Origin of the sequence: Clostridium intestinale DSM 6191 (assembly GCF_900130055.1) — a bacterium.
Classification (GTDB): domain Bacteria; phylum Bacillota; class Clostridia; order Clostridiales; family Clostridiaceae; genus Clostridium_T; species Clostridium_T intestinale.
The window spans coordinates 42315-65007 of sequence record NZ_FQXU01000003.1; the positions used below are offsets into that span (position 1 = coordinate 42315).

Annotated in this window: 27 protein-coding genes; 23 read left to right on the forward strand and 4 right to left on the reverse strand. The window is 30.5% G+C overall.

Features of this window, described 5'->3' with window-relative positions:
- The 5 genes from accB to BUA92_RS00230 are packed head-to-tail and all read left to right on the forward strand — an operon-like array spanning position 1 to position 3948.
- Entirely contained in the window at positions 1-477 is a 477-nt protein-coding gene (gene accB / locus BUA92_RS00210) for an acetyl-CoA carboxylase biotin carboxyl carrier protein (protein WP_073015684.1), read from the forward strand.
- Position 478: 1 nt separating this feature from the next.
- Positions 479-901 carry a 3-hydroxyacyl-ACP dehydratase FabZ gene (gene fabZ / locus BUA92_RS00215; RefSeq protein ID WP_073015686.1) on the forward strand — a complete coding sequence of 141 codons (423 nt, stop codon included), beginning with the start codon at positions 479-481 and terminating at the stop codon, positions 899-901.
- Between the two features lie 8 nt (positions 902-909).
- On the forward strand, positions 910-2256 hold the full coding sequence (locus BUA92_RS00220; protein ID WP_073015688.1) for an acetyl-CoA carboxylase biotin carboxylase subunit: 1347 nt from the start codon (positions 910-912) through the stop codon (positions 2254-2256).
- Complete coding sequence (gene accD / locus BUA92_RS00225) at positions 2253-3140, forward strand: acetyl-CoA carboxylase, carboxyltransferase subunit beta (RefSeq protein WP_073015690.1); 888 nt, start codon at positions 2253-2255, stop codon at positions 3138-3140. Before BUA92_RS00220 ends, accD begins: the two co-directional genes overlap by 4 nt.
- Complete coding sequence (locus BUA92_RS00230; protein WP_073015692.1) at positions 3133-3948, forward strand: acetyl-CoA carboxylase carboxyltransferase subunit alpha; 816 nt, start codon at positions 3133-3135, stop codon at positions 3946-3948. The genes accD and BUA92_RS00230 overlap by 8 nt, the downstream gene beginning before the upstream one ends.
- A 33-nt stretch (positions 3949-3981) precedes the next feature.
- On the opposite strand, the gene BUA92_RS00235 is transcribed toward BUA92_RS00230, so the two are convergent.
- Both BUA92_RS00235 and BUA92_RS00240 read right to left on the reverse strand, forming a co-directional pair.
- The gene (locus tag BUA92_RS00235) at positions 3982-4221 is read right to left on the reverse strand and encodes a hypothetical protein (protein ID WP_073015695.1); all 240 of its coding nucleotides are present in this window, start codon (positions 4219-4221) and stop codon (positions 3982-3984) included.
- A 90-nt stretch (positions 4222-4311) separates the two neighbouring features.
- Positions 4312-4824 carry an ECF transporter S component gene (locus BUA92_RS00240; protein ID WP_073015697.1) on the reverse strand — a complete coding sequence of 171 codons (513 nt, stop codon included), beginning with the start codon at positions 4822-4824 and terminating at the stop codon, positions 4312-4314.
- A 156-nt stretch (positions 4825-4980) separates the two neighbouring features.
- Between BUA92_RS00240 and BUA92_RS00245 the strand changes: the two genes are divergently transcribed.
- The 16 genes from BUA92_RS00245 to mnmA all read left to right on the forward strand — a co-directional run bounded on the left by BUA92_RS00245 (position 4981) and on the right by mnmA (position 19067).
- Positions 4981-5679: an ABC transporter ATP-binding protein gene (locus tag BUA92_RS00245; RefSeq protein ID WP_073015699.1), complete on the forward strand. Its 699-nt coding sequence runs from the start codon at positions 4981-4983 to the stop codon at positions 5677-5679.
- Entirely contained in the window at positions 5680-7254 is a 1575-nt protein-coding gene (locus BUA92_RS00250; RefSeq protein WP_073015701.1) for a putative ABC exporter domain-containing protein, read from the forward strand. It begins immediately after the preceding gene.
- Positions 7255-7336: 82 nt separating this feature from the next.
- Positions 7337-7744: a HutP family protein gene (locus BUA92_RS00255; protein WP_073015703.1), complete on the forward strand. Its 408-nt coding sequence runs from the start codon at positions 7337-7339 to the stop codon at positions 7742-7744.
- Between the two features lie 157 nt (positions 7745-7901).
- Entirely contained in the window at positions 7902-8888 is a 987-nt protein-coding gene (locus BUA92_RS00260; RefSeq protein ID WP_073015705.1) for an ABC transporter substrate-binding protein, read from the forward strand.
- Positions 8888-9805: an ABC transporter permease gene (locus tag BUA92_RS00265; RefSeq protein ID WP_073015708.1), complete on the forward strand. Its 918-nt coding sequence runs from the start codon at positions 8888-8890 to the stop codon at positions 9803-9805. Before BUA92_RS00260 ends, BUA92_RS00265 begins: the two co-directional genes overlap by 1 nt.
- A complete protein-coding gene (locus BUA92_RS00270) occupies positions 9780-10574 on the forward strand; it encodes an ABC transporter ATP-binding protein (protein ID WP_073015710.1) in 795 nt (264 codons plus the stop codon). The genes BUA92_RS00265 and BUA92_RS00270 overlap by 26 nt, the downstream gene beginning before the upstream one ends.
- A gap of 134 nt (positions 10575-10708) precedes the next feature.
- Positions 10709-11212: a GNAT family N-acetyltransferase gene (locus BUA92_RS00275; protein ID WP_073015713.1), complete on the forward strand. Its 504-nt coding sequence runs from the start codon at positions 10709-10711 to the stop codon at positions 11210-11212.
- Between the two features lie 18 nt (positions 11213-11230).
- Positions 11231-11536 (forward strand): TIGR04104 family putative zinc finger protein, encoded by a 306-nt coding sequence (locus BUA92_RS23850; RefSeq protein ID WP_073015715.1) that lies wholly within the window; start codon positions 11231-11233, stop codon positions 11534-11536.
- Between the two features lie 48 nt (positions 11537-11584).
- On the forward strand, positions 11585-12130 hold the full coding sequence (locus tag BUA92_RS00285) for a GNAT family N-acetyltransferase (protein ID WP_073016793.1): 546 nt from the start codon (positions 11585-11587) through the stop codon (positions 12128-12130).
- Between the two features lie 26 nt (positions 12131-12156).
- The gene (locus BUA92_RS00290; protein ID WP_073015717.1) at positions 12157-12669 is read left to right on the forward strand and encodes a GNAT family N-acetyltransferase; all 513 of its coding nucleotides are present in this window, start codon (positions 12157-12159) and stop codon (positions 12667-12669) included.
- Between the two features lie 17 nt (positions 12670-12686).
- A complete protein-coding gene (locus BUA92_RS00295) occupies positions 12687-13961 on the forward strand; it encodes a replication-associated recombination protein A (protein WP_073015719.1) in 1275 nt (424 codons plus the stop codon).
- Between the two features lie 66 nt (positions 13962-14027).
- On the forward strand, positions 14028-15725 hold the full coding sequence (locus tag BUA92_RS00300; RefSeq protein WP_073015721.1) for a methyl-accepting chemotaxis protein: 1698 nt from the start codon (positions 14028-14030) through the stop codon (positions 15723-15725).
- Positions 15726-15897: 172 nt separating this feature from the next.
- Complete coding sequence (locus tag BUA92_RS00305; RefSeq protein WP_073015724.1) at positions 15898-16359, forward strand: RrF2 family transcriptional regulator; 462 nt, start codon at positions 15898-15900, stop codon at positions 16357-16359.
- The gene (gene nifS / locus BUA92_RS00310; protein ID WP_073015727.1) at positions 16352-17536 is read left to right on the forward strand and encodes a cysteine desulfurase NifS; all 1185 of its coding nucleotides are present in this window, start codon (positions 16352-16354) and stop codon (positions 17534-17536) included. Before BUA92_RS00305 ends, nifS begins: the two co-directional genes overlap by 8 nt.
- Position 17537: 1 nt before the next feature.
- Positions 17538-17975, forward strand: a complete 438-nt coding sequence (gene nifU / locus BUA92_RS00315; RefSeq protein ID WP_021802293.1) for a Fe-S cluster assembly scaffold protein NifU — start codon at positions 17538-17540, stop codon at positions 17973-17975.
- 15 nt (positions 17976-17990) lie between these two features.
- The gene (mnmA, locus tag BUA92_RS00320) at positions 17991-19067 is read left to right on the forward strand and encodes a tRNA 2-thiouridine(34) synthase MnmA (RefSeq protein WP_073015729.1); all 1077 of its coding nucleotides are present in this window, start codon (positions 17991-17993) and stop codon (positions 19065-19067) included.
- A gap of 42 nt (positions 19068-19109) precedes the next feature.
- On the opposite strand, the gene BUA92_RS00325 is transcribed toward mnmA, so the two are convergent.
- The gene (locus BUA92_RS00325) at positions 19110-19961 is read right to left on the reverse strand and encodes a LysR family transcriptional regulator (protein WP_073015731.1); all 852 of its coding nucleotides are present in this window, start codon (positions 19959-19961) and stop codon (positions 19110-19112) included.
- A 171-nt stretch (positions 19962-20132) separates the two neighbouring features.
- On the opposite strand from BUA92_RS00325, the gene BUA92_RS00330 reads away from it, so the two are divergent.
- Positions 20133-20678 carry a DUF4865 family protein gene (locus BUA92_RS00330; protein WP_073015733.1) on the forward strand — a complete coding sequence of 182 codons (546 nt, stop codon included), beginning with the start codon at positions 20133-20135 and terminating at the stop codon, positions 20676-20678.
- Between the two features lie 109 nt (positions 20679-20787).
- Here BUA92_RS00330 and BUA92_RS00335 read toward each other — a convergent pair whose 3' ends face one another.
- Positions 20788-21408, reverse strand: a complete 621-nt coding sequence (locus BUA92_RS00335; protein WP_073015735.1) for a DJ-1/PfpI family protein — start codon at positions 21406-21408, stop codon at positions 20788-20790.
- Positions 21409-21580: 172 nt separating this feature from the next.
- Between BUA92_RS00335 and BUA92_RS00340 the strand changes: the two genes are divergently transcribed.
- Complete coding sequence (locus BUA92_RS00340; protein WP_073015737.1) at positions 21581-22246, forward strand: class I SAM-dependent methyltransferase; 666 nt, start codon at positions 21581-21583, stop codon at positions 22244-22246.
- The last annotated feature ends 447 nt before the right edge of the window (positions 22247-22693 follow it).

Sequence of the window (22693 nt, forward strand, 5' to 3'; positions counted from 1 at the left end):
ATGAATATAGAAGAAGTAAAAGAACTTATTAAGATGATAGATGAATCAGATTTAGCTTTGTTTGAGTTAAAGCAAGGAGATTTTTCATTAAAGATGGATAAATCTCAAACTAGAAGCTCAGAAGTAAACGAACTTGTTAATAAAGAACCAGCTTCGCAAAAAGAAAGTGTTGTAAATAATACAATAAGTGTTCAAGAAGCAAAGGTTGAAATTAAAGAAGAAATAAAAGATGAAAACTTGTTTATAGTTAAGTCTCCTATAGTAGGAACTTTCTATGGTTCTTCATCTCCAGATAAAGATCCTTACGTTCATGAAGGTAAGAAAGTAAAACAAGGTGATGTTTTATGTATTATAGAAGCTATGAAGCTTATGAATGAAATCGAAAGTGAAATAAATGGAGAAATAGTTGAAGTAATGGTTGAAAGCGAAAGCATGGTAGAGTATGGTCAGCCATTATTTAAGATAAGGAGAGCATAAGATGTTAGATGTTAATGAAATAAGAAAGATCATTCCTCATAGATATCCATTTTTACTTTTAGATAGAGTAGAAGAAGTAAATCCAGGAGTTTATGCAAAAGGATTTAAGAACTTAACTATAAATGAAGAGTTTTTTCAAGGACATTTTCCTGATATGCCAGTTATGCCTGGAGTATTAATAGTAGAGGCTTTAGCTCAATTAGGAGCGGTTTCTATTTTAAGTAAAGAAGAATTTAAAGGTAAAACTGCTTTTCTTGCTGGAATAGATAAAGCAAGATTTAAGAAAAAAGTTCTTCCAGGAGATAGACTTGATCTTGAGATAGAAATAATAAAGGTTAAAGGACCTATAGGAATAGGTAAAGGAACTGCAAGAGTTGATGGGCAAATAGCTTGCCAAGGAGAAATTCTATTTGCAATAGGATAGGTGATTATATGTTTAAGAAGATATTAATAGCTAACAGAGGAGAAATAGCAGTCAGAGTAATTAGAGCTTGTAGAGAACTTGGAATAAAAACAGTAGCAGTATACTCTGAGGCTGATAGAGAAGCTCTTCACACTCAATTAGCTGATGAAGCTGTATGTATAGGTAAAGGCCCTGCTAAAGGTAGTTATTTAAATATACAGAATATATTAAGTGCATGTGTACTTACTGGTGCAGAAGCTATACATCCAGGCTTTGGATTTTTATCAGAAAATTCTAAGTTCGCTAAGATGTGCAGTGAATGTAATATCAAGTTTATAGGACCTGACTATGAGTCAATTGATCTTATGGGGAATAAGGCTAAGGCAAGAGAAACCATGAGAGAGGCAGGAGTACCTATAGCTCCAGGATATGAAGGGATTATAGAAAGTGAAGAACAAGCTTTAGAGATAGCTAGAGAAATAGGATTCCCTGTTATGATTAAAGCAGCTGCTGGTGGCGGAGGAAAAGGAATTAGAATAGCTTTTAATAATGATGAATTTTTAAAGGGATATTCTACTGCAAAGGCTGAAGCCATGAATTGTTTTGGAGATGATACTCTATATATAGAAAAATTTATTCAAGAACCTAAACATATAGAGTTTCAAATATTAGCAGATGAACATGGAAATATAATTCATTTAGGTGAAAGAGACTGCTCAATTCAAAGAAAAAATCAAAAAGTTATTGAAGAGGCACCATCATTAATCTTAGATGAAGCTTTGAGAAAAGAAATGGGTGACATTGCTATAAAAGCAGCGGAAGCTGTTAATTATAAAAATGCTGGAACTATAGAATTTTTAGTAGATAAAAATAGAAATTATTATTTCATGGAAATGAATACTAGAATTCAAGTAGAACATCCTATTACTGAAATGGTAACGGGAATAGATATAGTAAAAGAGCAGATAAAAATTGCTGCTGGAATACCTTTAGAAATAACTCAAGAGGATGTAACTATAAGTGGGCATGCTATAGAATGCAGAATAAATGCAGAAGATCCTAGATTTGGATTTAGACCTTGTCCAGGAAAAATAGAAGAGGTTATTGTTCCAGGCGGTTTTGGAGTTAGAATAGATTCAGCTATATATCAAGGATATACAATTCCTCATATCTATGATTCAATGATAGGAAAGCTTATAGTTCACGGTAGAAATAGAGAAGAAGCTATAATGAAGATGAAAAGAGCTTTAGGTGAATTCGCTATAGGTGGAGTTACTACGAATATAGATTTTCAATTCGATATATTAGAACATGAAGACTTTGTAAGAGGAGATTTTAATACTTCATTCTTAAAAGATAAGTTGGTGATTGAATGACACTAAGAGATTTATTAAAAAAGAGAACTTATATAACTTTATCTGCTGAAGCAATAAAAGGAGATAAAATAGAAGAAAACCATGAAAAGCCAATAATACCTGATGGAATGTGGCGTAAATGTAACGAATGTGGAGAGATTCTTTATAAGGAAGATGTAGAAAATAATCTTTGGGTTTGTACCAAGTGTAATTATCATTTTAGAATAAATGCAAGAACTAGATTAAATCTAATTGTAGATGAAGATAGTTTTAAAGAGAATTTAATAGATATTAGAAGTGTTGATCCACTAAAGTTTAAAGGATATAAAGAAAAGTTATCAAAGTCTGAAAGTGATACAGGAGAAGCTGATGCTGTAATAACTGGAGTGGGTAAAATTAATGGTATAGAATCAGCTATAGCAGTTATGAACTCTGCTTTCATGATGGGAAGTATGGGAACTGTTGTAGGTGAAAAAATAACAAGACTAATTGAAGAAGCTACAGATAAAAAACTTCCATTAATAATATTTACAACTTCTGGTGGAGCTAGAATGCAAGAAGGAATATTTTCTTTAATGCAGATGGCAAAAATCAGTGGAGCTATAAATCTTTACAACAAGACTGGATTACCTTATATAACTGTACTTACTGATCCAACAACAGGAGGGGTTACGGCTTCTTTTGCAATGGAAGGTGATATAATTTTAAGTGAGCCAGGAGCTCTTATAGGTTTTGCAGGTAGAAGAGTAATAGAAGGAACTATAAATCAAAAACTTCCTGATAATTTTCAAAAAGCTGAATTTCTATTAGAAAAAGGCTTTATAGACAATATAGTTAATAGAAAGAGTATGAAGGATACTATTTATAAATTATTAATTCTTCATGGGGTGAATAATAATGAATAGAGAATCTATCAAGAAATTTTCCGCATGGGAAAAAGTAAGTATTTCTAGAAAACAAGATAGACCAAATGCTTTATTTTATATAAATCATATATGTGAAGATTTTTTTGAACTTCATGGTGATAGAGCCTTTGGAGATGATAAGTCTGTAGTTGGTGGTATAGCTAAAATAGAGGGTATACCAGTAACTATTATTGGCATAGTTAAGGGAAATAATGCAAAAGAAAACATTGAAAGAAACTTTGGTATGCCAAATCCAGAAGGCTATAGAAAGTCTTTAAGGCTTATGAAGCAAGCAGAGAAGTTTAATAGGCCCATTATATGTCTAGTTGATACTCCAGGGGCTTATCCAGGTATGGGAGCTGAGGAGAGAGGACAAGGGCATGCTATAGCTCAAAATTTAAAAGAGATGTTCTCATTAACTGTTCCTATAATATCAATATTTATAGGAGAAGGTGGAAGTGGTGGAGCTTTAGCTTTGGGTATTGGTGATAGTATTTTGATGTTAGAGCATGCTATATATTCTATACTTACACCAGAAGGCTTTGCATCTATATTATGGAAAGATCCTTCAAGAGCTAAAGAGGCTGCAGAAGTAATGGGAATAACTGCACAAGATTTATTAAGAAACGGAATAATAGATAAAGTTATAAGAGAACCTTTAGGTGGAGCTCATCTAAATCCAGATAAAATAGCTTGGAGAATAAAAAAGAGGATTTTATCTGAATTGACTGAACTTATGGCTTTAGATAAAGAAGAGCTTTTAATTAGAAGATATAAAAAGTTTAGAGATATGGGTAACTTTTATTAATATATAAAAATAGAACTGGATTAGTTTCCAGTTCTATTTTTTCTTAATAAAAGGAATTCCACCTGATATAATAAAGTAATATAGAGCTATAGGAATAAATAAAATCACAGTTGTGGTATAGTTTATGTATCCTAAGTCATTGGCTCCAAATAATAAAATAATTAAGATAAGCGGAATAAGAGTAAGTTTTATGAAGTTACTTTTATTCTTTTTATGTTTATAAACACCATATAAGTCGAAAAGTATAAGTGCTACAAGTATAATATATACCATTTGTATACCTCACTAAATAAAATTTCTTTTAGAGTATATCATAAAAATAAACACAATAAAAGCCATGGATTTAATGACCATGGCTTCATATTATGCAAGATTATTACTTTCGTTATCAAAGTTTAAATTAACATTTTTAGCTAATACTTTAACTAAAGCATATGATATAGTTCCATCAACTAAGTGATGGATTACAGTTCCTATTCCAACAACAATTAAAGCATTTGTGAAGCTAAATCCAAAAGGAATAACTATTAGAGCTTCTAGTAGTGCGTGAATTGGAGCAGTTATTAATATTACATATTTAAATGGAACTTTCTTTTTAACTAAATAGCCACCTACTCCACCTACAACAGTATGCATTGCAGCTCTTGCGGCTATTACAGGACTCGCTGTTATTGAAAAACCTACAGCTGACCCAATACCTACAGCAACAGCAACTCCTGGACTAATTAGCATAGCTATAAATAATGGAACATGGGAAGCTATAGTAGCTGAAAATGGTGGAATTAAGACTCTTAAAAATCCAAAATAAAGCGGAATAATAATTGATATAGCTGTTAAAAGTGCGGCATAAATCATTTTAGTAACATTTCTTTGCATCATATAATCCTCCTAAACTTCTGTATATACACCAGTATATAGTGGTAATTAGGATTTGTAAATAGAATTGTAGATTTTTAGACATAGATTATGATAAAATATAAAGTAAATATATAGAAAAATATAGAACAGTTGGTATTGAATTAGGAGGGAATTATGTTAGAAGTTAATAATATAACAAAAAGTTATGGGAAATTTAAAGCAGTAAAAGATATAAGCTTTAAGGTAGAACAAGGAGAAATAGCAGTTTTAGTAGGACCTAATGGTGCAGGAAAGTCAACCATAATAAAATCCATAGCGGGACTACTAAAATATGAAGGAGAAATAAAGATAGGTGGAAAACACAATAAGAGTATTGAAGGGAAAAGGTTATTTAACTATGTTCCTGAAATGCCAGCCATGTATCCATTACTTACAGTAGATGAACATATTCACTTTATAGCAAAAGCCTATGGACTTAACGATTATAAAGAAAAAGCAGAAGAGCTTTTAAAGACCTTTGATATGGTTGATAAAAGAACTAAACTAGGACAAGAATTATCAAAAGGTATGCAGCAAAAGGTAAGTATCATGTGCGGCCTTATAACTAATCCTAAATTAATCCTTTTTGATGAACCTATGATAGGATTAGATCCTAAAGCAATTAAGGAACTTAAGAACTATTTTGCAAAACTAAAGGAATCAGGAGCAGCAATCATAATAAGTACCCATCTTTTAGATAGTGTGCAAGATCTATGGGATAGAATACTTATAATGAAAGAAGGGGAAATTATTTTATCAAAAACAAAGGGAGAATTTAATGAATCTGGAGATAACTTAGAAGAAATATTCTTTGAATTTACGGAGGAAAATTAGATGGGAGCATTATTTTATCTAATAAGAAGAAGTATAATAAACTTCATAAAAAACTTAAAAAAACAACCGTCTAAATTAATCCCCTTTGTATTTATAATAGGAATGGTAGTTTTTATGCTTGCAACAATGTCAAAGGATAAAAATATCTTTGACAAAAATATTCCGCCACAATATATAACTTCATTTTTTACTTTAGGCATATTATTTTTCTTTTTTTCTTCATTAATAATGTCTATAGGAAAAAGAAGCACCCAATTTTTTATGAGTGATGTAAATATGGCTTTTACATCTCCAATAAAACCACAAAATCTATTGATATATGAATTTATTAAAAGTATTTCCTCAGCTGGAGTATTTTTATTAGTTTTTCTATATCAAATACCAAATTTAAAGATTAATTTAGGATTAAGCAATATGGGCATAGTTCTAATAATATTAATACTTGGTTTGTTTTTTGTTACCCTATCAATAATATCAATATTTATATATAGCCTATGTTCTACAAAACCATACCTTAATAAAATATTTAATATAGTATTTAAAGGGGCAGCTGCTTTAACTTTATTATTTCCAGCATTAAAGTTATTTCAAAATAAGGATGATTTGTTTAACACATTTGTTAATATGTTTTCAAGCAAAAACATTGACTACATCCCTTTAATAGGTTGGTACAAAGCAATGTTTAATAAAGCAATAACAAATGTTGATGGAATATTTTTTGTATATGCACTTTTAAACATACTTGTTATAGGGATACTTGCAGTAATTCTTTATAATATGAACCTTGATTATTATGAGGATGTAATTCAAGGAGCAGAACTTAAGGAAGATGTTTTAAAACTAAAAACTAAACAGATTAATCCTAAAGAATTCAATTTAAATAATAGAAAAATGAAGACAAGAAAAATTACATTTAACTATAATGCTAATTATGGAAAAACATTATTTTATAGACACATTCTAGAATATAGAAAAACAGGATTTGGTATATTAAATTTATATACCTTATTAATGGTTTCAGCAGCAGTTATATACGGTAAGTTTGTACCTATAAATGATATATTACCTCTACTTTATGGATATATATATATTTCAGGGCTAGCTTCCTTTGGAAACAAGATACATCAAGAAATGGCAAAACCATATATATTCCTTATACCAGACTCACAAGAAAGTAAGATTTTCTGGGGAACCTTATCATCAGCTTTGAAATTCTTAGTAGATGGAAGTTTAAGTTTTTTAGTGGCAGGAATATTAACTAAATCAAATCCACTTACTATAGTTTTGGCTATAATAGTTTATGTTTCCTTTGGATTTGTCTTTATATATGGAGGAGTACTAAATTACAGATTGTTTGGAAGAATAGCATCTAATGCTTTAAAAGGATTTTTGATGTTTATAAGTATATTTATTTACGTTCTTCCAGGGATTATAGCTTCTATTATAATATCAGTGAAGTTAGAGTTTTTAGGCCAATATGCGATATATTTTTCCTTTATAATATGGAACATGTTAGTTTCTCTAGTTATTATGCAATTTGCAAAAGGTGTATTAAATCATTGTGAGCTTGATTAGAAGGTGAGTTTTTACTCATCTTCTTTTTTGCTATTATGTAGGGTATAATAATGATATTAAAAAAGAAAAGAGGATATATAATATGGATAGTGTTCAGGTGGCAAAAATAGCAACAAGGATGGCTATTTCTTCAAGAGAAGAGGAACATAAATTAAGAGATGAATTTGGGGCATTGGGAGCAAATACTGCAGCTGTAGATATAGGTGGAAATATAAATAATTCTATACAAAAGATTTTAGAAAGAACCTTGGTTGCATCCAAAAGATGTGGTCTTATACGTGAAGAGCACATTCACGAAGGAGCTGTTATTGGAGCTTGCAGAGATGCAATTATGCAAGTTGCAAATAGAGCAAGTGGTCAAAATGTTGGGGGAAAAATAGGTATAGCAGTTTCGGGGGAACATTTAAGCGTTTGCATATTTTTAAGCATTGGATTACTTCACTTAAATGAGATAGTCATTGGGATTGGGCATAGAGCTATAACAAAATAAATATTTACTTTTTAATATTATTATGATATTATTAAAAATAATATTTTATCAATAAATGAGTGAATTAATTAAGTTGTTAGTAGTAAATGTAGGATATTATTGATAAATATTAGAAATAAATTAATAATTTTTTATAATTTAAGAAGGAGATGGCAGTATGGTAGGGAAGAAGAAAGTTGCCTTGATTTTATGCGCATTAGTTGCAGTAAGTTCTTTTGTAGCTTGCGCTAAAAAAGAAGGGGACAAGAAAAAAATTGGTATTTCACAAATAGTTGAGCATCCAGCATTGGATTCTGCAAGAAAAGGATTCATTGATGGACTTAAAGAAAAAGGATTTGAGGAAGGCAAAAATCTAGAAATTGATTATCAAAATGCCCAAGGAGACATTGCAACAACTCAAACAATAGCTCAAGGATTTGTTAGTAATAAAAAAGATTTAGTATTAGCTATTGCAACACCTAGTGCTCAATCAGCTTATAATGCTACAAAGGATATTCCAATAGTATTTACAGCAGTTACAGATCCAGTAGTTGCAGGAATAGTTAAGGATGTAAAGAGTACAGGAACTAACGTTACAGGAACTTCTGATAATGTTTCAATAGCAGATCAATTAAAGGTTTTACAAAAAGTATTACCTAATGCAAAAACTATCGGAGTAATATATACAACTTCTGAAGCTAACTCTGGAGTGCAAGTTAAAGCACTTAAAGAAGAAGCTGCAAAATTAGGATTACAAGTTAAAGAAGCTGGTGCAGCAACTAGCAATGATATAGATCAAAGTTTAAACTCAATATTAGGTTCAATAGACGTATTATACACTCCTACAGATAACAATGTAGCAGCAGCTTATGATTTAGTAGGTAAAAGAGCATTAGAAAAAAATGTACCTATATTTGGAGCAGAATCTGCTATAGTAGCAAAAGGTGGATTAATAACAGCAGGTATTGACTACTATAAATTAGGAAAAGAAGCTGGATATCAAGCAGCTGAAATCTTAAACGGTAAAAAACCATCAGAAATACCAGTAGGATTCCAAACAGATTTACAAACTACTATAAACACTGATGTTGCTAAAAAACTTGGAATAACTATACCAGCTGATATAGAAAAGAGTGCTGAAAAAGTTACAGGAGGGGTTAATTAATGTCTTTAGTGTTAAATGTTTTAGAGCAAGGCTTGCTATTTGCCTTAGTATCTATTGGCGTATATATAACCTATAAGATATTAGATTTCCCAGATCTTTCAGTAGATGGAACATTCCCATTAGGTGCTGCAGTATGTGCAGCCCTTTTAGCTAATGGGGTGAATCCTATCTTATCTGTATTTGTATCTTTGGCAGCAGGGGCAGTAGCAGGATGTATAACAGGATTATTACACGTAAAATTAAAAATAGACAGTTTAATGTCAGGAATATTAGTTATGATTGGCTTATATTCCATAAACCTAAGAATTATGGGTAAATCCAACTCTCCACTATTTAACTTTGGAAACATATTTAAGTCTTTTGAATTAAATGTTGGAGAATTAAGGCTTTCACCAATAATAATTATTTTAGCCTTTGTAATAGTTGCTAAAATAATTATGGACTTATTCTTAAAAACAAAAAGAGGATTTTTATTAATTGCAACAGGAGATAATGAACAAGTAGTTACCTCACTTGGAATAAATAAAGATAATGTTAAAATAATGGCTCTTATGATATCTAATGGATTAGTTGCATTAGCAGGTGGATTAACAGCTCAATATCAAGGTTTCGCAGACGTTGGTATGGGAACAGGTGTTGTAGTTATGGGGCTTGCATCAGTAATTATAGGGGTTTCAGTATTCCAAAAGATGAGTTTTGTAAAAGCTACAAGTTTAGCTATATTTGGTGCAATAATATATAAAGCCGTAGTTGCAATAGCGCTTCAGCTTGGCTTATCACCTAATGATTTAAAACTTATAACTGCTGTAATAGTTATTATTGCTTTAGCTGCAAATAATAAAGGCGGTATATTTAAGAGAAAAAAAGTTATGAAGGGTGGTGTTTTAGCTAATGCTGAAAGTAAAGGGACTGTGTAAGGTTTTTAATGAAAATACTGTAAATGAGCATAGAGTATTTGATGAATTTGAAATAGAAGTAAAAACTGGAGACTTTGTATCAATAATAGGTTCTAATGGAGCAGGAAAAAGTACTTTATTAAATCTAGTAGGTGGAAGTCTTTCTGGAGATTATGGTTCGATATTTATAGATGATACAGAAATGATAGATATGCCTGAATATAAAAGATCAAAAATCATTGGAAGAGTATATCAAAGTCCTTCAATGGGTGTATCACCTAACATGACTATATTAGAAAACTTATCTCTAGCAGATAATAAAGGGAAAAAGTTTGGATTAACATTTGCAGTTGATAAAAGCAGAATAGATCATTATAAAGAATTACTTAAAAAAGTTAACTTAGGACTTGAAGATAAACTTTACACAAAAGTAGGGTTATTATCAGGTGGTCAAAGACAGGCTTTAACCTTAATGATGTCAGTTATGTCTAATCCAAAACTGTTATTATTAGATGAACATACAGCTGCATTAGACCCTAAAACATCAGAAAAAATAATGGAGATAACCAGAGAGATTGTTAAAGAAAGAAAAATTACAACACTTATGGTTACTCACAACTTAAACCATGCAATCACATCTGGAAACAGACTTATAATGATGCATGAAGGAAAAATCGTAATTGATGTTAGCGGAGAAGAAAAAGCTTCACTAGATACAGATAAACTTATCAATTTATTTGAAAAAGTGCATATTAAAGATGGATTAAGTGATAGAACATTGTTCAGTTAATCATCTTAGTAAACAACCCCCAAAAGCATTATGCTTTTGGGGGTTAAACTTTTGGATAAATAAGGTATAATAAATTTAATGGAGTTTAAGGTATAGTTCCTCAATATAATAACTGATTATGAAAGGTGTCTTATATGTTAAATACAGATAGATGTGTGATGAATAAGATAAGTAAAAATGATTATGAGGATATAAAGAAGTTGTATTTTGACGAAAGGGTGAGAGAGTTTCTTGGTGGGGTTGTAACGGAAGAAAGGTATAACAACATTTTTGAAGAGATGTTAAATGATAATGAAGAGTCAATTTATCTAACAGTTAGAGACAATACTACAGATGAACTAGTTGGATTAGTTTCACTTGATAAACATCATGATGGAGTAAGTACGGAAATTTCCTATCAGTTTGTGAGTGGATTATGGGGACAAGGATATGGAAATGAAGTTATTAGAAAACTTATGGATTATGCCTTTAAAGAATTAAACTTAAATAAATTAGTTGCTGAAACTCAAACTGCAAATAAAGCTTCATGTAGATTATTAACAAAGCTTGGCATGAGTATAGAAGAATCAATTTATAGATTTGGTGCTGAGCAATATATATTTAGGATTTTAAGAGACGAGTATTATAAAAATAACTAGGAAGAAGTGGTGAATAATATGTATGTTCAAAAGTGTGAAAATTGTTCTAATCAATTTACTAAAAAAACAATTCGAAAATCAATTATGTCTTGGATTGGTTACGAACCTATTGTGTGTGAAAAATGTAAAAGTATCCACTATGTTTATTTTAGAACAAGGATATTACTAAGTATTTTTATTGTTGTACCTGTATTACCTCCAATTATCTTTTCTCCGTATAGTTCATTTCCTGTCCTTATATTAGTCTATGTATTGTGGTATTCCTTATTAATATTTAGCATACCATTTTTTGCTAGATACAGAATTGAAGAAAAAAATAAATAATAGAGCATATCCAATTTGCTAGAAGTGAATATAAAGAAAGGAACTAATATGATAAAATTAGAAACAGAGAGATTGATTATAAGGGATCATGTAGAAGAGGATATACATTCATTACATAAACTTATTTCGGATGAGAAGGTTATGTATTATTTACCTGAAATCAAAACAAACAGTTTGGATGAATCAATGGAAAATCTTTATGAAGCAATAAAGGAAAGTAAGCTTGAAAACAGAACAAAATATTACTTCGGGATTGTATTAAAAGATAGTAATGAATATGTAGGGGAAATAGGGTATACAGTTTTAATTGATTCTCCAGAGGGAAAAGTTGTGAATTTAGGATACTTCATATTGCAAAATTATTGGGGAAAAGGTTTTACATCTGAGGCAACAAAAGAAGTTATTAATTATGCCTTTAAGCAAGGTGATGTTATTAAGGTTGAGACTGGATGTATTAAAGACAATGCTGGTTCAGAAAAAGTTATGAAAAGTATAGGCATGATTAAAGAAGGTGAATTTAAGAAACATGTTTTATTAAATTCAAGACTTTATGATAGAGTAGAGTATGGATTATTAAAGGAAGAGTGGCTTTAGAAATTTAAGTATAGAGGTGATAATTTATGATAAGAATTGAATTAATAGAAGAAGAGGATTTTAATAAAGTTATTGAATGGAATTTAGATAAAACATCAGATTTTTTATTGCAATGGGCAGGAGAATCTTACAAGTATCCATTAACTCTTGAGCAAATTAAAGAGCATTATTATAATAATATTAAAAATAATGTTCATGATATGTACAAGATTATATGGAATGACAATAATGAAATTATAGGTACTGTTGAACTTGCTGAAAGAGATAAAGAAAATAAGATGGGAAGAGTATCTAGATTTTTAATAGGTGATGAAAGATATAGAGGAAATGGTTTAGGAACTGAGGTTTTGAAAAAAATTACCCAAATAGGGTTTGAAAAGTTTAGCTTCGATAAAATTACTTTAGGTGTGTTTGAACATAATATAGGAGCTATTAAGTGTTATGAAAAAGCGGGATTTAAAAAACAAAAATTTATAGAGAAAGCTAAAAAAGGCTCAGATGGATATTGGAATTTATTTGAGATGGAGATTTTAAGATAGAGAAATGAGGAAATGTAATGTATAAACCTTTAGCGGATAAGGTCAGACCTAGAAATATAGATGAAGTGTTTGGACAGAAGCATATTTTAGGTGAAGGTAAGATTTTAAATAGAATAATTAAAAGTAACAGGATTTCTAATATGATATTTTACGGACCTCCTGGTATTGGGAAAACTACGGTAGCCAATATTATTGCAGAAACTTCGAATAGGAGATTTTATAAGTTAAATGCAACTAATGCTTCTTTAAAAGATATTCAGCAGATCGTAAGTGAACTTGATACCTTTATGGGGAGTAATGGAGTTGTTTTATATTTAGATGAGATTCAGAACTTTAATAAAAAACAACAGCAGTCTTTATTAGAGTTTATAGAAGATGGAAGAATTACCTTAATAGCGTCTACTACAGAAAATCCCTTCCATTATATTTTTAAGGCGATTTTAAGTAGAAGTACTATTTTTGAATTTAAGCCATTAGAGAAAAATGATGTTATAGATGCTTTAAGAAGAGCAAGGGATTTGGCACAGGAGGATTATAGAGGAGTAGATATAGAAGTTACTTTAGAGGGTTATGAATTTTTTGCCGATTCTGCTAATGGAGATGTGAGAAAAGCTATTAATGGTTTAGAAGTAGCACTTTATTCAACTAATCCAAATAGTGAAGGAAAAATAATAATTGATAAAGAAGTTGCAGCGGACTCGGTGCAAAAAAAGATACTTAACTATGACATTAGTGGAGATGCTCATTATGATATTTTAAGTGCTTTTCAAAAATCAATAAGAGGAAGTGACCCAAATGCAGCTATTCATTATCTAGCTAGGTTAGTTAAGGCAGGAGACTTAGTATCTATATGTAGAAGATTAATGGTCATTTCTGCTGAGGATATAGGCCTTGCATATCCTCAAGGAGTATCTATAGTTAAAGCTTGCGTTGATAGTGCTAATATGTTAGGCTTTCCAGAAGCAAGAATACCTTTAGCTCATGCTACGATTTTATTAGCAACAGCACCTAAATCAAACTCAGCTATTTTAGCTATTGATAAGGCTATGAGTGATTTAGATACTATGGATATAGATGATATCCCCCTTCATCTAAAAGATGCTCATTATGCTGGTGCACAAACTTTAGGCAGAGGGATAGAATACAAATATCCACATAATTATGAAAATCATTATATAGAGCAGCAGTATTTGCCTGATAATATTAAAGATAGAGTTTATTATGAAGAGCAAAATAATAAATATGAAGAAAGTATAAAGAAGTATTGGAAGGTAATAAAAGTTAAAAAATAATAGTTATTGTTTGCAGCATAATAACTTGATATAATTGAGTTAAAATCAATTAAGGAGATGTTTATTTTGAAGTCTAGACTTAAAAGTATTACGATTATAAGAAGTTTTATAGTACTATCTCTAGTTGCGGTATTAGTTACAGTAGGGGTTGGAATATTTGGATACATAGGAGTTAAAAAGGTAAATAACAATATTGATATGATGTATACCGAAAGAGTAGAACCTTTAGGCCTTAGTGCTGGAATAAGAGGCGAGTTTGCAAACATAAGAATAGAAACTCATAAAACTATAATAAAATATGATAAAAAATATATTGAAACTATAAATAAACATTATGACAAAATTAATGATTATTTAAAAGAGTATTCAGCTTTAAATCTTGATGAAAATGAGAAAAGGGAATTAGATGTATTTAATAAAAATTACGATTCGTACAAAAATACATGGACAGTAATTGAAGGAGATTTATCTAAAGGAAAACCCATGTCAGAATATGACTACAGTAAGCTTTCGGAATATGCAACTAATGGAGAAACAGCTTTATTTAACTTAAAGACATATGATATTGAAGAAGCTGCAAAGCTTAATGAGGAAAGTCAGGATATTTATGCAAAGACAGCTAAAAACTTGAATTTGATTATATCTTTAGCTGTAGTAGGATTTTTGCTTATTTCAGCTACTATTATAACAGTTATTAGAAAAGCATCTAAAACTATGACAGGTAAAATTGAACAGCTTGCAACAGGCGATTTTACAGTAGACTTTAGCACAGACAGTGAAAATGAATTTGGGGTTATGAGTAATACCTTGCATAAAACTGTAGGGGATATATCTGAAACCATAAAACTTATTAAAAATAACTCAGAAGAGATAAGCAGAAAATCAGAAAATTTAGCAGCTACAGCAGAAGAAATGTCTGCTTCCTCAACTAACGTAAACTTTTCAATTCAAGAAGTAGCTAAGGGAACAACTGGACAAAGTGAGGAGATTATGAATATCAATGGTATATTATCAGACTTCTCAAATGATCTTGATGAAATAGTTTCGGCTATAAGAGTTATAGAAACTAACTCAAAAACTAGCGAGACTTTAGTGAATAACAGCGAACAATATGTACAAGCGCTTATGAAGTCTATTGATGAAGTATCTACAAAATTTAAGGATGTAGTAAGTAAAATCAATAATTTAAGTAGTAATGTAGACAAGATAAGTGAAATAACAAACTTAATCAATAGTGTAGCAGAACAAACTAACCTTTTAGCTCTTAATGCATCCATAGAAGCTGCTAGAGCTGGAGAACATGGTAGAGGATTTGCTGTTGTAGCAGAAGAAATAAGAAAACTTGCTGAACAAAGTAAAACCTCATCAGAAAATATCTATACCCTAATAAGAGACATAGGTGTAGAGAAAAACATGGTTGTTGATACAACTAAAGTCATGGAAAATGAATTACATAACCAAATAAATGTAATAAGTAGTATCACAGATTCTTTTGAGAAAGTTTTTGATTCTATAAATGAAAACACACCAAGAATTAAAACAGCTACAGTTTCATTAAATAATTTAGATAATCAAAAGAATACTATATTAAGTAAAATAGAAGACTTATCAGCAGTGTCAGAGGAAGTAACAGCATCTACAGAAGAAATAGCTTCATCTTCAGATGAAATGAATAGTTCTTCAGAGGACGTTGCAAACTCAGCACAAGCACTTAATGATATGTCAGAAGAAATGATAACTAATATAAATAAGTTTAAATTATAAAGAGTAAAAAATATCTTCAGGAAGGATTTTCTTGAAGATATTTTTGCTTTATAGAATATTAGTTTAATATTCTATAACAAGTAAATACTTTCATTGTTGACAGTAAAGGTCGGATTTGCTATTATTATAAAATAAAGTTTATCATTTTAGTCGGCTTTAAGGAGTGATTTTTTTGAAATTATCTACTAAGGGTAGATATGGTGTAAAAGCTATGGTTGATTTAGCAATACATTATGGACTGGACCCTGTATCAATTAAAACTATATCTGAAAGACAAAATATATCCGAATATTATTTAGAACAATTATTTTCACCACTTAGAAAAGCAAAGCTTCTGAAAAGTATAAGAGGTGCACAAGGAGGATATATACTAAACAAAGATCCTAAAGAAATAAAAGTTTCTGATATAATGGAGATTTTAGAAGGACCAGTTGAAATAGCAGAGTGTATTGATGGGGTTGTCTGCGATAACCTAGATTGTTGTGCAACCAGGCTTTTATGGAAAAAAATTAAGGAAAGTATTGATGAAGTTATGGAATCTGTAACTTTACAAGACATTGTTGACGACTATAACAGTATGAAAACAAAAAATTCTTTGATAAAAATGGAGAAGAGGAGTGATAACAATGAATAAAACAGTTTACATGGATTATTCAGCTACTACATATGTTAAACCAGAAGTTCTAGAAGAAATGATGCCATATTTTACTCAAAGTTTCGGAAATCCATCATCATTTTATGGAATTTCTAGAGATACAAAAAGAGCTATAGATAAAGCTAGAGAAAGAGTTGCAAAGCCCTTAAATGCAGACTCTTCAGAAATATACTTTACTGGTGGCGGATCAGAAGCAGATAACTGGGCCATTAAAGGTGTAGCATTTGCCCAAAAGAAAAAAGGAAATCATATTATTACAACTAAAATAGAGCACCATGCGGTATTACATACTTGCGAATGGTTAGAGAAAAATGGATTTGAAGTAACTTACCTAGATGTTGATTCAGAAGGTTTTATAAGAATAGAAGACTTAGTAAATGCAATTAAAGATACAACTATATTAGTTTCTGTAATGTTTGCAAACAATGAAATAGGAACTATTCAACCTATAAAAGAGATTGGTGAAATCTGTAGAGAGAAAAGAATAATTTTCCATACAGATGCAGTTCAAGCAATCGGAAATTTAGAGATAGATGTTAAAGACATGAACATCGACCTACTATCTTTAGCTGGACATAAATTCTATGGTCCTAAAGGAGTAGGAGCTCTCTATATAAGAAAAGGTGTAAGAATAGATAATTTAATCCACGGTGGTGGGCAAGAAAGAGCAAGAAGAGCAGGAACAGAAAATATAGCTGGAGTTGTAGGACTTGGTAAAGCTATGGAACTTGCTTATGAAAACCTAGAAGAACACACTAAGGCTATGGAAGTTCTTAGAGAGAAACTAATAGATGGACTATTAAAAGTGCCACATACAAAGTTAAATGGACCAAGAGGTGATAAGAGATTACCTGGTAATGTTAACGTAGGTTTTGAATTTATTGAAGGAGAGTCAATACTTCTTTCATTAGATTTTGAAGGTGTTTGTGCGTCTTCAGGTAGTGCTTGTACGTCTGGTTCTCTAGATCCATCTCATGTACTTTTAGCTATAGGATTACCTCATGAAAAAGCTCATGGATCTTTAAGATTGTCTTTAGGAGATGGAAACACAGAAGAAGAGGTGGATTACGTTTTAGAAGTTGTACCTCCAATTATAGAAAGATTAAGAAATATGTCTCCACTATGGGAAGACTTTTTAAAGAAAGGGGAAAAATAATATGATATATAGTGACAAAGTAATGGACCATTTTAGAAATCCTAGAAACGTAGGTGAAATCGAAGACGCAAACGGTGTTGGAGAAGTTGGAAACGCTAAATGCGGAGATATAATGAAAATATACTTAAAGGTTGAAGATAATGTAATAAAAGATGCTAAATTCAAAACTTTTGGTTGTGGATCAGCAATTGCATCATCATCAATGGCTACAGAACTAATAATAGGAAAAACTTTAGAAGATGCTTGGGAATTAACTAATAAAGCAGTAGCAGAAGCTTTAGATGGACTTCCACCAGTTAAAATGCACTGTTCAGTTTTAGCAGAAGAAGCTATTCATAAAGCTATAAATGATTATAGAAAAAACGCTGGATTAGATTTAACAGGTTGGGATTTTGAAGAACATGATGATATTCATGACCATGTTCATGGTGATGAATAATATAAAGGTGGTTTTATGAAAAAGAAAGTTGTTGTAGGTATGAGCGGAGGGGTTGATTCCTCTGTTGCAGCATACCTCTTAAAAGAACAAGGTTATGACGTTATAGGAGTAACCATGCAAGTATGGCAAGAAGATAAGGAATATGAAGAAAGAGAAGGTGGATGCTGTTCACTATCAGCTGTAGATGATGCTAGAAGAGTGGCAGATAAGCTGGGTATTCCTTTTTACGTTCTAAACTTTAGAGATAGCTTTAAAGAAAAAGTTATAGACTACTTTGTAGATGAATACTTAGAAGGAAAAACTCCAAACCCTTGTGTAGCTTGTAATAAATATCTTAAATTTGATGAATTATTAAGAAAAGCAGAAGGAATAGGAGCAGAATACGTAGCTACAGGACATTATGCAAAAATAGCTAAAGAAAATGGTAGATATAATCTTATAAAAAGTGATGATGATAGAAAAGATCAAACCTACGCTTTATATAACCTTACTCAATACCAACTTGAGCACACATTAATGCCTTGTGGAGAATACACTAAAGATAAAATAAGAGAAATAGCGAAAGAAATTGGCTTGGCTGTTCATAATAAGAAAGATAGCCAAGAAATATGTTTTGTTAGTGATAACAATCATGGTAACTATATAACTTTAGCTAAACCTGGTACAGTTAAAACTGGTAAATTTGTTGATAAATTTGGTAATGTACTTGGAGAACATAAAGGAATTGTATACTATACAATAGGTCAAAGAAAAGGACTAGGAATAGCCCTTGGAAGACCTGTATTTGTTACTGATATAAACCCAATGACAAATGAAGTAGTCCTTGGACCAGAAGAAGACATATTTAAAACAGATCTAATAGCTAAAGATTTAAACTTTATAACTTTCGATAAGTTAGATAAAGAAATAGAAGTTACAGCTAAGATGAGATATGCTGCAAAACCAGCTAAAGCAATTGTTTCACCTTATGAAGATGGTAAGGTAAAAGTTAGCTTTAAGGATAAGCAGAGAGCCATCACAAAAGGTCAATCAGTAGTATTCTATGATGGAAACAATGTAGTTGGCGGTGGAATAATAGAAAGTATTCTATAGAACTTAAAAAGAGCTTTTGGGAGAAACCAAGAGCTCTTTTTTCTATCTGTTTATATATTCCTTTGATATATCAATAAAACTTTTAAGTGAAGCATTAAGTTTTACATGGTCATTTACTACAAATTTAAGCTTAAGTTTCTTAAAATATTCACCTAAATCATAAACATGAAAATCATTATTTTTAGGCAAAATACTTTTAGGCAGAAGAGACACACCTAGACCACTATTTACGCCATTAAGAATAGATTCCAAAGTATCAAACTCTAGGATGTTAACTGGACTTAAGTGGTTAGTAGCAAACCATTTTTTTATAAGCTTACCATAGGGACAGTAAGTATCTGTATTTACTATTATTGGTGTGGTTATATTATTAATATCCTTAATAGGTTTAGAAGAGATTAAAGCCGTCTCCTCCATGAAACTAAAAACTTCCTTAAACTTAATAGACGGATATTCATCATATATAAAGGCACCATCTAGCTCATGTTTAGAAAGTTTATCTAAAAGAACTTCTTGTTTATCGGTTTTTAATACTAAAGATACAGAAGGATTTTTATCGTAAAATAAAGCAAATAACTTAGGTAGTCTAGAGGCAGAAATAGTTTGTGTAGCTCCAATTGTAAGTTTAGAACTAATTTTAGAAGGGGAGAACTCTTCTGTAACTTCAGCCACTAACCTAATAATTTTATCAGCATACTCAAGTAGTTTCTCTCCATTGGGAGTAACAGTTACACCTCTATTATTCCTTGTAAATAAAGTAGTATTTAGTTCATTTTCAAGAACCTTAATTCTCATAGTTATATTAGACTGTGCATATCCAAGGTTTAATGCAGCTTTTGATATAGACTTTTCACAAGCAACCATTTGAAATATTCTTAAATCGTTAATTTCCATAGTAGAAAACCTTTCAGAAAAATTATTCTATATTGTGATATCACTAAAAATGATATTAGCCATTATTTATAAGTATTATACAGCTTTTATTTAGGGAGTTAAACTATAATTGTAAAAACAAATATAACTATTCTTATAATTAATGAAAAATACAAGGAGGATGAAAGTAAAATGATAGCAACACAATATAAGATTATATTACCCAGCAATTATGATATGAATATAATAAAGGATAGAGTCAAAAATAATGGTCATAAAACCGATGGCTTTGAGGACTTAAAGATCAAACTATATCTAATAACGGAAAATGGAGAAAATAATAATCTACAAAACAGTTATTGTCCCTTATATATATGGAAAGACAGCAAGGGCTTAAATAAATTCCTATTTGATGGCTTTTATGATAATATAATAACTTCCTTTGGATGGCAAAAAGTAAATGTAGGAATACCACTAATTGATACAACAACCCAGGATTTTAAAAATATAAAATACGTATTTGAAGTAACAAAAGAAATAAAACCTCAAGAAAGTTTGAAAAATTTAAAGGATGAAATAAAAAAGGATATGCCTAAACTTTACGATGTAGAGTATGTTGTTATTTATAATCCAGACAAATGGAAATACACTATCTTCTATTTTATAGAGGATTTAAGTAAAGTAAAAGCAGAAAAAGGGACAATTTATAATGTACTTCATATATCGGAAGGAAAATGATAATAGAAATATGTTTTAATATAATGTTGAAATGTATCATAAAAAACTACAGGTGAGATTGTCCACCTGTAGTTTTTAATAAAAGAAAAGTATGTATCACTATCAGTAGTTAAATACTCAGAATATCAATATCGTATTCCATCCTTTTAGCTGTAGCAACAGCAATTTCTTCACCTAAAAGTTTCTTAATAATGTAAAATGACATATTAATTCCAGCAGATATACCACCCGAAGTAATGATAGGAGACTCATCGACAAACTTAACATTACGCTGGACATTAATTTTAGTATACTCTTTTTCTAACCTATCAATATCCATCCAATGTGTTGTAGCTTGTTTTCCTTCTAATAAACCAGCCTCAGCCAATAAAAATGCACCAGTGCAGACAGATGCCATTATATCCACATGATTCATATTAGATTTAATCCAGCTTATAATCTTTGGATTATGAATTTCAATTTCTTCTGCTCCATATCCCCCAGGTATAATTAAAATATCAAACTGTGGAGCGTCACAGAAATCATAATCAGGCTGAATCTTTAACCCATTACGAGCTTTTATTAAGTCTTTTGTCTCAGCTACTGTATGTACTTTGAAGGGTTTTTCATTGCATCCCATATATGTAGCAATTGAAAATACCTCAAAAGGACCAGCAAAATCTAATACCTCAACTTCATTAAAAAGTAAAATACCTATATTTTTCTGTTCTAACACTTTCTTATCCTCCATATATTTTACTTTTATTATATCTTCATATTAACCTAATTGAATAGTTAATTTATATGCTTTCATTGAATTAGCTGTAAAAAATGCTATATAATAACTATATAAGGAAATAGAAATGAGGAGAACTTTAAGATTACTATAGTTGAGCTTGCAGTATAGTAAGGAGGTCTTTTTTATGAATGATACAGAGGATAAAATTAAAGTTGCTTATAAAGAGTCAAAAAACATTTATGATGATGTTTTGACAGCAAATAGTTTTTGGTCAAAAGCCTATAATAAATTTGCATGGGGTATGAAAGATGAGGATTACGTTCTAACACTACTTTCTTTTATTCCAAATGACTTCAATGGTAAAATGCTTGATGTACCAGTAGGAACAGCAGTATTTACAGCAAATAAATATAAAACCATAAAAAATGCTGATATTACTGCCTTAGACTATTCTACAGATATGCTCTCACAGGCAGAAAAACGCTTTGAACATATGGGAATCAGCAATATTAAATGTTTACAAGGTGATGTGTCCAATCTTCCTTTTGAAGCAGATAATTTTGATTTGGTTCTTTCAATGAATGGATTTCACGCATTTCCCAATAAGGAAAATGCATTTAAAGAAACTGCAAGAGTTCTTAAAAAAGGTGGTATATTCTGTGGTTGCTTTTACATTAGTGGTGAAAGAAAAACAACAGATTTTATAGTAAACAAATTCCTAATGCCCAAAGGATGGTTTACACCTCCCTTTTATACTAAAGATGAAGTTTCTCAAATACTGAATAAACTATATACAAAAGTTGAGGTTTATAATATTAAATCTATTGTGTATTTTAGGTGTGTGAAATAAAGGAAATATTGGTTGAATGTAAAATTAGGTTGTGTTTGTTTTATTTTTGATATATTATAAATAAGAAATACTTAGTGCGTCAACACTAAGTATCCTTAGAACAAAAGTAGATAGCACAAATTTTATCCGATAACTAGCATCCTTAATATCCCCAATTATTCAAGTGGGATATAACGGATGCACGTTCCTGGATTAGTTCAACTAAATTCATATGGAGTATAAAACTCCATCTGAAAAGTTTCACTTTATATTTGTTGCTAGTCACTTTCACAAAGTGCTTATTTTGTTTTAGGGCTATTGGATTTGTTTATTTAAAAACAAACTGTAGGAAAAGTGCTACTCTTGTTGGGATGGGGCACTTTTTTCTTTGCACCTTAATCCTGTAGAAGAACCAAAGGTTCTTCATCAAAGTCATTTAGAAAAGTAACTTAATATAGTCTAGAAGTG

Excerpts from the sequence above, each read along its gene's own strand:
- BUA92_RS00290 (WP_073015717.1), top strand. The coding sequence starts at position 12,157 with ATGATAAGAATTGAATTAATAGAAGAAGAGGATTTTAATAAAGTTATT.
- BUA92_RS23850 (WP_073015715.1), top strand. The coding sequence starts at position 11,231 with ATGTATGTTCAAAAGTGTGAAAATTGTTCTAATCAATTTACTAAAAAA.
- fabZ (WP_073015686.1), top strand. The coding sequence starts at position 479 with ATGTTAGATGTTAATGAAATAAGAAAGATCATTCCTCATAGATATCCA.
- BUA92_RS00255 (WP_073015703.1), top strand. The coding sequence starts at position 7,337 with ATGGATAGTGTTCAGGTGGCAAAAATAGCAACAAGGATGGCTATTTCT.
- BUA92_RS00340 (WP_073015737.1), top strand. The coding sequence starts at position 21,581 with ATGAATGATACAGAGGATAAAATTAAAGTTGCTTATAAAGAGTCAAAA.
- BUA92_RS00235 (WP_073015695.1), bottom strand. The coding sequence starts at position 4,221 with ATGGTATATATTATACTTGTAGCACTTATACTTTTCGACTTATATGGT.
- BUA92_RS00265 (WP_073015708.1), top strand. The coding sequence starts at position 8,888 with ATGTCTTTAGTGTTAAATGTTTTAGAGCAAGGCTTGCTATTTGCCTTA.
- BUA92_RS00240 (WP_073015697.1), bottom strand. The coding sequence starts at position 4,824 with ATGCAAAGAAATGTTACTAAAATGATTTATGCCGCACTTTTAACAGCT.
- BUA92_RS00260 (WP_073015705.1), top strand. The coding sequence starts at position 7,902 with ATGGTAGGGAAGAAGAAAGTTGCCTTGATTTTATGCGCATTAGTTGCA.
- mnmA (WP_073015729.1), top strand. The coding sequence starts at position 17,991 with ATGAAAAAGAAAGTTGTTGTAGGTATGAGCGGAGGGGTTGATTCCTCT.
- BUA92_RS00295 (WP_073015719.1), top strand. The coding sequence starts at position 12,687 with ATGTATAAACCTTTAGCGGATAAGGTCAGACCTAGAAATATAGATGAA.
- BUA92_RS00275 (WP_073015713.1), top strand. The coding sequence starts at position 10,709 with ATGTTAAATACAGATAGATGTGTGATGAATAAGATAAGTAAAAATGAT.
- BUA92_RS00220 (WP_073015688.1), top strand. The coding sequence starts at position 910 with ATGTTTAAGAAGATATTAATAGCTAACAGAGGAGAAATAGCAGTCAGA.
- accB (WP_073015684.1), top strand. The coding sequence starts at position 1 with ATGAATATAGAAGAAGTAAAAGAACTTATTAAGATGATAGATGAATCA.
- BUA92_RS00335 (WP_073015735.1), bottom strand. The coding sequence starts at position 21,408 with ATGGAGGATAAGAAAGTGTTAGAACAGAAAAATATAGGTATTTTACTT.
- BUA92_RS00325 (WP_073015731.1), bottom strand. The coding sequence starts at position 19,961 with ATGGAAATTAACGATTTAAGAATATTTCAAATGGTTGCTTGTGAAAAG.
- nifU (WP_021802293.1), top strand. The coding sequence starts at position 17,538 with ATGATATATAGTGACAAAGTAATGGACCATTTTAGAAATCCTAGAAAC.
- BUA92_RS00270 (WP_073015710.1), top strand. The coding sequence starts at position 9,780 with ATGCTGAAAGTAAAGGGACTGTGTAAGGTTTTTAATGAAAATACTGTA.
- BUA92_RS00285 (WP_073016793.1), top strand. The coding sequence starts at position 11,585 with ATGATAAAATTAGAAACAGAGAGATTGATTATAAGGGATCATGTAGAA.
- BUA92_RS00250 (WP_073015701.1), top strand. The coding sequence starts at position 5,680 with ATGGGAGCATTATTTTATCTAATAAGAAGAAGTATAATAAACTTCATA.
- accD (WP_073015690.1), top strand. The coding sequence starts at position 2,253 with ATGACACTAAGAGATTTATTAAAAAAGAGAACTTATATAACTTTATCT.
- BUA92_RS00230 (WP_073015692.1), top strand. The coding sequence starts at position 3,133 with ATGAATAGAGAATCTATCAAGAAATTTTCCGCATGGGAAAAAGTAAGT.
- BUA92_RS00330 (WP_073015733.1), top strand. The coding sequence starts at position 20,133 with ATGATAGCAACACAATATAAGATTATATTACCCAGCAATTATGATATG.
- nifS (WP_073015727.1), top strand. The coding sequence starts at position 16,352 with ATGAATAAAACAGTTTACATGGATTATTCAGCTACTACATATGTTAAA.
- BUA92_RS00245 (WP_073015699.1), top strand. The coding sequence starts at position 4,981 with ATGTTAGAAGTTAATAATATAACAAAAAGTTATGGGAAATTTAAAGCA.